The 11,817-nt window shown below is 72.2% G+C and carries 8 protein-coding genes; 3 read left to right on the top strand and 5 right to left on the bottom strand.

Features of this window, described 5'->3' with window-relative positions; genetic code table 11:
* Positions 1-929: 929 nt before the first annotated feature.
* Positions 930-1,571 carry a pyridoxamine 5'-phosphate oxidase gene (gene pdxH, locus G3I42_RS04505; RefSeq protein WP_203606358.1) on the bottom strand — a complete coding sequence of 214 codons (642 nt, stop codon included), beginning with the start codon at positions 1,569-1,571 and terminating at the stop codon, positions 930-932.
* A 382-nt stretch (positions 1,572-1,953) separates the two neighbouring features.
* On the opposite strand from pdxH, the gene G3I42_RS04500 reads away from it, so the two are divergent.
* Positions 1,954-3,063 carry a citrate synthase 2 gene (locus G3I42_RS04500; protein WP_164282563.1) on the top strand — a complete coding sequence of 370 codons (1,110 nt, stop codon included), beginning with the start codon at positions 1,954-1,956 and terminating at the stop codon, positions 3,061-3,063.
* A 317-nt stretch (positions 3,064-3,380) separates the two neighbouring features.
* Complete coding sequence (locus tag G3I42_RS04495) at positions 3,381-5,555, top strand: glycoside hydrolase family 3 N-terminal domain-containing protein (RefSeq protein WP_164282561.1); 2,175 nt, start codon at positions 3,381-3,383, stop codon at positions 5,553-5,555.
* A gap of 384 nt (positions 5,556-5,939) precedes the next feature.
* Here G3I42_RS04495 and G3I42_RS04490 read toward each other — a convergent pair whose 3' ends face one another.
* Entirely contained in the window at positions 5,940-6,953 is a 1,014-nt protein-coding gene (locus G3I42_RS04490) for an EamA family transporter (protein WP_164282559.1), read from the bottom strand.
* 1,022 nt (positions 6,954-7,975) lie between these two features.
* Between G3I42_RS04490 and G3I42_RS04485 the strand changes: the two genes are divergently transcribed.
* Positions 7,976-8,842: a LysR family transcriptional regulator gene (locus tag G3I42_RS04485; RefSeq protein WP_164282557.1), complete on the top strand. Its 867-nt coding sequence runs from the start codon at positions 7,976-7,978 to the stop codon at positions 8,840-8,842.
* Positions 8,843-8,852: 10 nt separating this feature from the next.
* Here the strand turns inward: G3I42_RS04485 and G3I42_RS04480 are convergent, their stop codons facing one another.
* The 3 genes from G3I42_RS04480 to G3I42_RS04470 all read right to left on the bottom strand — a co-directional run.
* Complete coding sequence (locus G3I42_RS04480; RefSeq protein WP_164282555.1) at positions 8,853-9,437, bottom strand: sugar O-acetyltransferase; 585 nt, start codon at positions 9,435-9,437, stop codon at positions 8,853-8,855.
* A 198-nt stretch (positions 9,438-9,635) separates the two neighbouring features.
* The gene (locus G3I42_RS04475; protein WP_164282553.1) at positions 9,636-10,877 is read right to left on the bottom strand and encodes a phospholipase D-like domain-containing protein; all 1,242 of its coding nucleotides are present in this window, start codon (positions 10,875-10,877) and stop codon (positions 9,636-9,638) included.
* An 89-nt stretch (positions 10,878-10,966) separates the two neighbouring features.
* On the bottom strand, positions 10,967-11,817 hold an 851-nt coding region (locus G3I42_RS04470), incomplete at its 5' end, for a (Fe-S)-binding protein (protein ID WP_164282551.1).

Here is an 11,817-nt window from a genome sequence, read left to right as displayed (position 1 = left end):
CGGGAGGGGGTGGGGTCGGGGGCGAGGTGGCACGGGGGGGCGTGGAGGTGGGGGGCAGGGCGCCGGAGGTGGGGGGAGGGTCGCGGAGGTCGAGGTGGTGGGTCGGGGAGGTCGAGGTGGTGAGGGGTGGAACTGCGGAGGGGGGCGAGTGGAAGTGGTGCGGGGCGGGGTGGGGTGGGGAGCAGGGCGGGGGCTCGGTGGGCCGGGCCGGGGGCGGCGTGGTGTGAGCCTGGGGACGGGCTCGCTTGGGTGCGAGGGCGCGGTTGCGGTTCGGGGAGGCGAGGTCGCGTGAGGGGACGGAGTTCATTCCCGGTGGGGGGTGCCGAATGCCGGTTTTCGTTTCCGGCGAAAATCCTTTGCCTCTTGCCCGGAGCGTTCTTACAGTGGTGAGCACATGAGAAGGGAGGTGGTTCGGAGAATGTATGACTACCGGACGCGTGAGGTGACTGCGGGCTAGCGGCCCCTGTCCCCGCACTCTTGTGCGGTGGCCGGAAGCGTGTGGAAGAACCGGACCGGGAAACCGGCCCCGTTCACGTCGCCGCCGGCCCAATCCAAGCAGTACACCCGACCCGCAAGCCGCCGGTATGTCCGGCCGGCTCTCCCGCAAGGGAGACCACGGCTTGCGGGTCGACTGCGTTTGGGGGGATCTGGGGTGGTGGTTCGGGGTGGGGGTGGGGATCTGACCGGGTCCGGGTCCGGGTCCGTGCCCTGTCCGCCCCGTGCCGCACGCAGGACAGCCCCCGCCCTCCCAGGGGGCGGCCCCAATACCATTCTTTCGCAACCCCACCCCCGCTCACCCCCACCCCGCCACATCTGTGGATAACTTCGCGGAAGTCCCTCAACGCCTCACTCGTCAGAGTGACTAAATCCGCCGGTACATCGACTGAGCAGCTGTTTTCCACAGCCCTTCGATGGATTCCGCACTCCCCTCAGGGGCTCAGTCGTTCGAGCATCCACTCCGGCTCCGTCCCCGGCTCCCCTCCCGCACGGCGGTAGCGCAAACGGTCATGAAGGCGGTTCTCCCGCCCCTGCCAGAACTCGACCGTCTCCGGTGTGACGAGATAACCGCCCCAGTGCGGCGGTACCGGCACCTCGCTGCCCTCCGGGTACCGGGCGGCAAGCCGCGCGTACTGCTCGTCGAGCACCTCGCGGGACGCGACAGTCCGTGATTGGTCGCTCGCCCAGGCGCCGAGTTGCGAACCGTGCGGACGGCTGTGGAAGTACGCGGCGGTCTCCGCGCGGTCCAGATGCGCCGCCGTGCCGGTCACAAGGACCTGGCGGGCCATCGGGTGCCAGGGGAAGAGCAACGCGACGTGCGGGTTCTCCGCGATCTCGCGGCCCTTGCGGGAGGTGTGGTTGGTGTAGAAGACGAATCCGCGCGCCGCGTACTGCTTCAGCAGCACCGTCCTAGAGCTGGGCCTGCCGCGGGCGTCCGCGGTCGAGACGACCATGGCGTTGGGCTCGTAGATCCCCGCCGCCACTGCCTCGGCGAACCAACGCCCGAACTGCTCCATCGGGCCCGCCGCGAGCCCCTCGGCATCAATGCCCTCAGCCCGGTACTGCTCACGCATCGCCGCAGGATCGAGTACGTGCGGTACGTGCGCCCGCCCCGCGCTCCCGGCCGGCTCCCACTCCGCGTCCCCGCCTCGCGCCCCCGGCGCGTTCTGCTCCTCGCTCACGGCGCCATCCTGCCGCACCGCCCCCACCCATGTGTCGCGTTCGTCACGAGAGCATCCGCCGCCGGGAGGGGTGACCCGCCCCCGTACCGGGCATGACGCAGAAACGCGCCCGGTGGGCGACGGCCGCCGCGGGCGGGTCCGTCCTCGTGGCGCGGCTCTTCCGGCCGGGGCGTACGGTCGCGAGGGCCACCAGGAGCGTCGGGGCCGCGAGGCCGGGTCGTCCCGGTCAGGAACGCGGTCGCCGCAAGATCACTGTGAGACGAGGAGCAGCGAGATGTCCGATTTCGTGCCCGGCCTCGAAGGGGTCATCGCCTTCGAGACGGAGATCGCCGAACCCGACAAGGAAGGCGGCGCGCTGCGCTACCGCGGCGTCGACATCGAGGACCTGGTCGGCAAGGTCTCCTTCGGCAACGTATGGGGACTCCTCGTCGACGGCTCCTTCACACCCGGCCTCCCACCGGCCGAACCCTTCCCGCTGCCGGTCCACACGGGTGACATCCGCGTCGACGTCCAGTCCGCGCTCGCGCAGCTCGCGCCCATCTGGGGCCTGCGGCCACTGCTCGACATCGACGCCGCGCAGGCCCGCACCGACCTCGCGCGCTCCGCCGTCACCGCGCTCTCCTACGTCGCCCAGGCCGCGCGCGGCCAGCAGTCGCCAATGGTCCCGCAGAGCGAGATCGACAAAGGCCGCTCCATCGTCGAGCGGTTCATGATCCGGTGGCGCGGCGAACCCGATCCCCGCCACGTGAAGGCCGTGGACGCCTACTGGACCTCGGCGGCCGAGCACGGCATGAACGCGTCGACCTTCACCGCTCGCGTCATCGCCTCCACCGGAGCCGATGTCGCCGCGGCGCTCTCGGGAGCGGTCGGCGCGATGTCGGGGCCGCTCCACGGCGGAGCGCCGTCCCGTGTCCTCGGGATGCTGGAGGAGGTCGAGCGCACGGGCGACGCCACGGCCTACGTCCGCCGGGTCCTCGACTCCGGCGAACGCCTCATGGGGTTCGGCCACCGCGTCTACCGAGCCGAGGACCCGCGCGCCCGCGTCCTGCGCCGTACGGCCAAGGAGCTGGGCGCTCCCCGCTTCGAAGTCGCCGAGGCCCTGGAGAAGGCAGCTCTCGAAGAATTGCACTCGCGCCGCCCCGACCGGGTGCTCGCCACCAACGTCGAATTCTGGGCAGCGATCATGCTCGACTTCGCCGAGGTCCCCGCCCCGCTCTTCACCTCCATGTTCACCTGCGCCCGTACGGCCGGCTGGTCCGCGCACATCCTGGAGCAGAAGCGCACCGGCCGCCTGGTGCGCCCCTCCGCCCGCTACACCGGCCCCGGCAGCCGCGCGCCGGAAGACATCGAGGGGTACGGGGACGCGGTACGCCTCGACGGCTGACGGCCCTGCGGCCCAGCCGGGCCCGGGGCCTCGCGGGCTCCCGGCTCTGCGAGGCCCGGGGCTTCGCGCAGCTCGGTATGCGGGCTCCGCTGGTTGCGGGGTGCGTCACTCCGCAACTGTGGCTCGGGCCTGCGCAGGAGCCGTTGGCCGGCCTCGGCCCGAGCCGGCTGGCCTGCTGCTCCATGCACGAGCCGGGTCGTTGCTGCCTCCACGCCTTTCACCACGCGCCCCGCTTTCGGCCGCCCGTGCTCGCTGTCATGCCCACAGCGACAGGACGATATGGAAAACCCCGGGCACAACGCCTAGCGTGTACCGCCATGACTGTCGAACACACCGCCGATGACCACCTGGAACTCGTCCGAGACCTCCTTTCCCGGATGACCGTGGCCGAAAAGCTGGGTCAGCTCCAGCAGCTCTCCTGGAACAGCGCCACCGGCCCTGGCGGCGGTGAGACCGAGGAGATCGAGATCGCGGCCCGCGAGGGGCGCCTCGGCTCGGTCCTGAACATCACGGGAGCCGCGCACACCAACGCCCTTCAGCGGCTTGCCGTCGAGGAGTCGCGCCTGGGTATCCCGCTGGTCTTCGGCCTCGACGTCATCCACGGCTACTGGACGACCTTCCCGATCCCGCTCGCCCAGGCCGCCTCCTGGGACCCGGCGGTCGCCGAGCGCGACGGCGAGGTCTCCGCCGAAGAAGCGCGCTCGGCCGGCGTGCACTGGACGTTCAACCCGATGATGGACGTCTGCCACGAGCCGCGCTGGGGCCGCATCGCGGAGAGCGCCGGCGAGGACCCCTACCTCACCTCCGTCCTTACCGCAGCCAAGGTTCGCGGCTACCAGGGGGAGGCGCTGTCGGCCGACCCCCGCAAGGTCGCCGCCTGCGCCAAGCACTTCGCCGCCTACGGTGGCGCCGAGGGTGGACGCGACTACAACACGGTGGACGTCTCCGAGCAGCGCCTGCGCAATGTCTACCTGCCGCCCTTCAAGGCGGCGCTCAATGCCGGCGTCGCCACGGTGATGGCCTCGTTCAACACCGTCTCGGGCGTCCCCGCGCACGCCAACTCCCACCTGCTCACCGAGGTGCTGCGGGAGGAGTGGCAGTACGACGGGATGGTCGTGAGCGACTGGACCGGGGTGCAGGAACTCATCGCGCACGGGCTCGCCGAGGACGGAGCCGACGCCATCCGGCAGGCCCTCGGTGCGGGCGTGGACATGGAGATGGTGAGCACGCACATCACCGAGCACGGCGAGAAGCTCCTCGCGGCCGGGGCGATCGACCCGGCACGCCTTGACGAGGCCGTGGCCCGTGTCCTGCTGCTCAAGGCACGCCTCGGCCTCTTCACCGCCCCGTACGCGGACGAGTCCGCGGAGATCACCGAGCCCGGTACGGAGGCACGGCGGGCGGCCCGCGAGACCGCGGCGCGCACCCTTGTGCTCCTGAAGAACGAGCCCGCCGCAGACGGAGCCTCCGTACTGCCGTTGCCCGCCTCGGCCGCTTCGGTGGCCGTCGTCGGGCCGTTCGCGCACTCGACGGACCTGCACGGCACGTGGGCCGGGCCTGGTGCGGCTCGGTTCACGGCCACCACGGTCCTGGAGGGGCTGCGCGAGGCACTTCCCGCAGCCGAGGTGCTGTACGCCGAGGGGGAGGCGGAGACGATCGCGGCAGTGCGCGAGGCCGAGGTGACCGTGGTCGCGGTCGGTGAGCCGGGAGAGATCAGCGGCGAGGCCTCGACGCGCGCCGACATCTCGCTGCCGGAGGGGCAGGCGGAACTGATCCGCCAGGTGGCCTCCGTGGGCAAACCCTTCGCTGTCGTGGTCTTCGGCGGCCGGCCGCTCACGATGGAGGAGTGGATCGACGAGGCGCCCGCCGTTCTCTTCGCCTGGCACCCGGGGCTGGAGGGCGGTCACGCCGTCGCGGATGTCCTGACGGGGAAGGTCAATCCAAGCGCCAAGCTCCCTGTGACGTTCCCGCGTTCGGTCGGGCAGATCCCGCTCTACTACAACCACGAGAACACCGGCCGTCCCGCCGACCCGGCCGACCCGAAGGTGCCCTTCCGCTCCTTCTACCTGGATGTGGAGCACGGGCCTCGCTTCGCCTTCGGCCACGGGCTGAGCTACACGCGCTTCGAGACGGGCGCGCCCGTCCTGAGCCGGACCGACATCTCGCTGCGGGAACTCGGTGAAGGCGGCTCGGTCGAGGTGACGGTGCCGGTCAGGAACGTGGGGGACGTCGTGGGCACGGAGGTCGTGCAGGTCTACGTGCACGACCGGGCCGCTTCGATCGTGCAGCCGGTCCGGCGGCTTCGTGGGTTCGCCCGGGTCGAGCTGGCGCCGGGACAGAGCGAGAACGTCGTACTGCGGCTGAACTCCGAGGACCTCGGCTTCTGGGACAACGACCCGGCCGGGAACTACCGCGTCGAGACAGGCGCCTTCGACATCTACGCGGGCACCGACTCGACCACCGCCGCACACACGACGCTGTGCGTCGTCTGACCATCGCGGCATCCCCGCCCAGCCATCGGCCTCCGCCCATCGTGCACTTCGCGCGGGCGGGGGCCCGGCCGGCGGCCCGACGCCCACGGCCCCGGTGCCGCGTACGCCGGCCCGCCGGAGGCTCGCCCGAACGCGGCGCAGGACGGTGGCAAAACGCCTTCCGCACGCCGGCGCGCATGCCGCTGCGAGCAAGGGCGCCAACCAGCCCGCCGACACGGGAACGAACACGGACCGTAGCGAACGCGTGAACATGAAGACCTCCGTTGGTGACACACAGCCATCACTTTCATGACGGAGCGTGGCCAACAGAACGGGCGTTCACACCCGAACAGCCCTATCTTCACTCCTGAGAGTGAAGATTTCGCCGATTGGGCATTTTGGGCGTCAGCCGTGCTGTTCACTCGTCGTACGCACCGCACCCATGCTGGCGCCGATGACGAGGGCGACGGCCAGCCCTTCGATCCAGCTCAGGTCCTGGTGCAGTACGAGGAAGCCGGCGAGGGCGGCGATGGCCGGTTCCAGACTCATCAGCACCGCGAAGGCGGCGGCGGGGATACGGCGCAGTGCGATGAGTTCCAAGGTGTAGGGGAGCACGGAGGAGAGGAGAGCGACACCGGCACCGAGAGCGAGCGTGGAGGGCACGACGAGCGTCGCGCCGCCCTGCGCGATACCGAACGGCAGGATGAGGACAGCGCCCACGGCCATGGCGAGGGCGAGGCCATCAGCCTGCGGGAAGCGGCGACCGGTCCGGGCACTGAACACGATGTACGTGGCCCACATGACGCCCGCGCCGAGGGCGAAGACGACGCCCACGGGATCGATGTCGCTCAGCCCCGTGCCACTGAGCAGAAAGACACCGAGCAGCGCGAGGAGCGCCCACAGGAAGTTCACGAGACGACGGGAGGCGACAACCGACAGGACCAGCGGACCCAGCACCTCGAAGGTCACGGCGAGACCTAGCGGGATACGGTCGGCGGCCTGGTAGAAGAGCGCGTTCATGCCGGACATGGCGACTCCGAAGGCGATCACGGTGCCCCAGTCCGCCCGGGAGTGCCCCCGCAGCCTCGGCCGGCAGAAGAGCAGCAGCACGAGCGCGGCGACGGCGAGCCGGATCGCCACCACGCCGAGGGGTCCGGTGCGCCCCATGATGCTCACCGCGAGCGCTCCGCCGAACTGCACCGACACGCACCCGGCCAGCACCAGGCCGACCGGTCCGAGCCGGCCACGCGGGGCAGTGCGCCGGGTGCCACCGGGAGGGGCGCCGCCCTCGGTCGCGGGGACCGAGGAGGCGGAGAGCGAGGGAGCCGTCGCATCGGCGGCACCTTGCGGGACAGGAAGACCGGAGCCGGCCGACCGCCCTGTACCCGCCACCGCTCCCGCTTCGCCCCACTCAGCCACCGTCAGCCCGCTCCTTCTCGTCCACGTCCACGCCACTCAGGAGGTCAGTCGCCCAGAAGGATCAAACCGCCGCACCGACCAGCCCGATGCACCGAAGCCTGCGCTCAAATGAACTGTCCGGTCACCGATCGTCGCCCGGTGGCCGAGGTGCAGGCCGCTGCGAGTTCCGCAGTGACAACGGGCGCCCGAAGAGCCCGGGGCGGGCAGGCCCTCCGCATCGCGCACCGGTCGCCGCGCGAGCGCGGGAAGGTGCGTCCGTGCGCCGGGAGGCGCACGGAATCTTCGGGGGGCGGCTGCCTCCAGTGCCTGCCGCAGTGCGGTTGCGCCGAAGCCCGCCTTCGGCGTGGTCCCGTCCACGGTAGGCCCGGTGGTGGCTGCCGTGAAATGCGCCAGGTGCGGGCTTATGCTCAGCGCGCATAAGCAGGGCGAACGTGGATCGTCGCCGCGCCGTGCCTGCATTGGTGGGGCCCACGCCTTCCGCGCCCCGCCGATCAGGCCGCTGGGCTGCCTGATCGCAGCAGGCCGGGGGCGGCGAGGCGGGCTCGGTTCGTCCGACCGGGCAGATGGATGACAGCCCGGCAGGCTGATGACAGCACCCGTGCGCCAGGCAGAGCGCCGCAGCGTGGAGAAGGCGCGGGAGAGGAGAGGGAGGTGCCATGTCCGTTCACGAATCCAGCTCGGAGGCAGGCTCCGGGCCGTCCCCCGAGCGCGGACCGCGTTCCGGCGCCGGGGCAGCCCGCTCGGGTTCCCGAGCAGCCCGGCCTGCCCGTTCCGGGACCGCTCGGCCCGCTTCCGAGACAGTCCGGTCCGACTCCGGGACCGGCTCTCCCGAGGCCAGGCCGCACTCCCCCGAGTCGAGCCCCGGCTCCGCCTCCCCAAGGTCTCGTTCCACAGGCCCACGCCCCGGCTCCACCGCCTCAGGGTCGCGCTCCCCCGGCCCAGGCCCCCGCTCACGCCAGCCATGGCCTGGTGCCGAGCCTTCGCGTGGCGGTGGTTACGGAGTCGCCGGGGCGCGGGGCGGTGTGGAGGTGCGGCACCTGCGGTGTTTTCTCGCGGTGGCCGAGGAGGGGTCGGTGACGGCTGCGGCGGCGCGGTTGGGGCTGGGGCAGCCCGCGGTTTCGCGGACGCTGGCGGCGCTGGAACGGGGGCTTGGTGTACGGCTCGTGGACCGGTCCACGCATCACCTCGTGCTCACGGCGGAGGGGGCGGCGTTCCGGGTGCGGGCGCGGGCGGCTGTCGCCGCCTTCGACGAGGCCGTGTGCCTCGTCGGGGCGTCGAGGGCTTTGCGGCTCGGGCATGCCTGGTCGGCGGCAGGGCGGTTCACGACGCCGCTGTTGCGGCGGTGGCGCGAGCGGCGGCCCGATGTGCCGTTGGAACTGTTGCGGGTGGACGACCGGACGGCGGGGTTGTCGCGAGGGGCGGTGGATCTCGCGTTGCTGCGCGGGCCGGTCACGGAACCGGGGCTCGTGGCGGTCGAGTTGTATGCGGAGCCGAGGGTGGCGGCGGTGCCGGAGGACAGTGTGTGGGCGGGGCGGGCGCGGATCGGGTTGGGGGAGCTGGTCGGGGAGACGCTCGCGCTCAACACGGTCTCGGGCACGACGACTCCGGAGTTGTGGCCTTCCGGGGCACGGCCGGTGTCGACGTTGACCGTGGGCAATACCGACGACTGGCTCGCGGCGATCGCGGCGGGGCAGGCCTTCGGGGTGACGGCCCGGGCGACGGCGGCGATGCATGCCTATCCGGGCGTCGCCTTCGTCCCGTTGAGCGATGCCCCGCCGCTCTCGGTCTCGCTCGTGCGGCGGGCGGGGCGGGAACGGGAGGAGGTGCGGGAGTTCGTCGCGCTCGCGCGGGAGGTGACGGCGGTGGCACGGGGCGGGGAGGCGGGGTGAGGGTGCGGGGCTACAGGGTGCGGACGACGCGGGCCGGGTTGCCGACGGCCACCGTGTTCGAGGGGATGTCCTTGGTGACGACGCTGCCGGCGCCGACGACGGAGTTCTCGCCGATGGTGACGCCCGGCAGAACGAGGACGCCGCCACCGAGCCATACGTTGTCGCCGATGGTGATGGGGCGCGCGGACTCCCACTTCTCCCGGCGCGGCTCCGGCTCCAGGGGGTGGGTGGGGGTGAGCAGCTGGACGTGGGGGCCGAACTGGCAGTCGGCGCCGATGGTGATGTCGGCGACGTCCAGGGCGGTGAGGCCGTAGTTGACGAAGGTGCGGGGACCGATGCGGAGGTGGGAGCCGTAGTCGAGGTGGAGTGGAGGGCGGACCTCGGCGTCCTCGCCGAGTGAGCCGAGGAGTTCGGCGAGCAGGGGGCGGGCGGTGTCCGGGTCCTCGTGGTAGGCCGTCGCCCAGCGGGCGGCGAGGCGACGGGCCGCGCGCTGGCGGGCTTCGATCTCCGGGTCTTCGGCGCGGTACTGCTCACCGGCGCGCATGCGGTCGAAGATGTCGGGCCGCTGGGCGGGGGTGTCGGAGGCGTGCGTCATGAGCGCGAGCGTACGGATTCGCGGTGCCCGGCCCCGTACCGCCGCTCCGGACCCGTGCCGCCGCTCCGTCACGTTCCGCCCCGTCGCGTTCCGGCGTCCCGTCGCGTCCCGTCGTGTTCCGGCGTCCCGAGCCCATGCCGTCGCCCCGTCGCGTTGCGGCGTCCCGGGCCCGGCCCGCCGTGTCGGCTCCGTCCGGGGTCAGAGGAAGCGGCCGAGGGGGCGCGTCAGGGATTCGCGGGCGCGTTGGGTGAGGGAGCGGCGGGACCAGCGGGTGGGGAGCATGCGGGTGCTGCGGCTCAGGTCGTGGTCGTAGTCGGTGTCGAGACCGGCGACGAAGGAGGGGTCGAGGACGGCGAGCATGACTTCCTCGTCGTGCTCCATGGAGCGGCGGTTGAAGTTGGTGGAGCCGACGAGGGCGAGGGTGCGGTCGACGGTGAGGATCTTGGTGTGGAGCATCGTCGGCTGGTACTGCCAGACGTGGACTCCGCAGTCGAGCAGGCGGGAGTAGTGGCGCTGGCCGGCGAGTTGGCAGACGCGTTTGTCGGTGTGGGGGCCGGGCTGGAGGATTTCGACGCGGACTCCGCGCGCGGCGGCGGCGCACAGGAGGTCGATGAAGTAGTCGTCGGGGGCGAAGTAGGCGGTGGCGATGCGGATGCGTTCGCGGGCCGATTCCAGGGTGACCCGGAGGAGGGTCTGCATGTCCTGCCAGCCGAAACTCGCGGAGCCCCGTACGACCTGGACGACGGCGTCGCCGGCCGGTTCCTGCGGGGTGAAGAGGTCTTGATCGTCGAAGAGTTCGGGGTTGCACTCGGCCCAGTTCTGGGCGAAGGCGGCGGCGATGCCGTCCACGGCGGGGCCGCGCACCTCGACGTGCGTATCGCGCCACTCGGAGGAGTCGCGGGCGTCGCCGCACCACTCCTCCGCTATGCCGACGCCTCCCGTGAAGGCGACCGACTCGTCGATCACGAGGGCTTTGCGGTGGCAGCGGTGATTCTGTTTGAAGGGGGAGATGAGGAGCGGTTTGCGGAACCAGGTGAGGACGACGCCCGCGTTCTCCATGAGGTCGAGGAGCTCGCGTTCTATCGTGCGGGCGCCGAAACCGTCGAGGAGGAGACGTACGCGGACGCCCGCCTCGGCGCGTTCGGCGAGGGCACGGGCGAAGTCGCGGGCTATCTCGCCGCGCCAGTAGACGAAGGTCATCATGTCCACCGTGCGGCGGGCGGACGCGATGGCCTGGAGCATGGCGGGGAAGATCTCGTCACCGTTGCGCAGGGCGTGCAGCCCGTTGCCCTCGGACATCGCGATGCCAAGGAGCCGTTCAAGCCTTCTCCGCAGCTCGACCCCGCGCGCCGCGAGGTCCGGGGCGCCCGTGAGGTCGTGGGTCCCGCTCGTCCCCTCGGCCCGGTTCGCCCCGTCCCGTTCCGTCGTGCTCGTCGTCATCCTCGTCCCCTCCCGGTTGTCCGCCGGGGGCGCGTGGAGCTGCCCCGGCTCCCCTCGTCTGCCCCGTCCGCCGGGCCGCAGCCGTGAGGCTACGGGGTGCCGGCGGGGAGGGCGTCTGCCAGGACTTCGGCGAGGTGGCGGCCGGGGTGAGGGGCGAGGTGGGAGAGCTGGGTGCGGCAGGAGTAGCCGTCGGCGAGGACCACGGCGTCGGGTCCCGCCGCGCGGACGGCGGGCAGGAGCTGGTCCTCGGCGCAGGCGACAGAGGTCGCGTAGTGGCCGCGCTCGAAGCCGAAATTGCCCGCGAGTCCGCAGCAGCCACCGCTGAGTTCACCGGTGAGGCCGGCCCGCGCGCGCAGGCGCCGTTCGGCGGCGTCGCCGAGTACGGCGTGCTGGTGGCAGTGCGTCTGACCGACGACGGAGGCCGCGACACGGGGCGGCTCCCAGCCGGGAGTGGCCTCCTCCTCCAGGACCTGGGCGAAGGTGCGGACGCGGGCGGCGAGGCGGGCGGCGCGCGGGTCGTCGGGGAGCAGTTCGGGCAGGTCGGTGCGGAGGGCGGCGGCGCAACTGGGTTCGAGGACGAGGACGGGGGCGGAGGCGGACGGCTCGCCCGGCGTCGTGTCCGTACCCGCACCCGCACCCGCACCCGCACCCGCACCCGCACCCGCACCCGCACCCGAGCGTGGACGGCCGCTTCCAGCCGCCACCGCGTCCACCGCGTCCAGCGTCCGTCGCATCACCCGGCGCGCCGCGTCGAGTTGGCCTGTGGAGACGTACGTGAGGCCGCAGCAGACGCCCGCGCCGCTGAGCCAGGGGCGCGGGGTCGTCGCGTGGAGTCCCGCGTCGGCGAGGACGCGGCGGGCGGCGCGCGGGATGTGCGGGGCGAGGTGGCGGCCGAAGGTGTCGGGCCAGAGGAGGACGGGGCGGGCGCCGGGCGGCGGCG

It is taken from the genome of Streptomyces sp. SID11385, from assembly GCF_010548245.1.
Classification (GTDB): Bacteria; Actinomycetota; Actinomycetes; order Streptomycetales; family Streptomycetaceae; genus Streptomyces.
The sequence above is the reverse complement of the archived record's forward strand: the minus strand, read 5'-3'. Positions and strand labels throughout refer to the sequence as shown.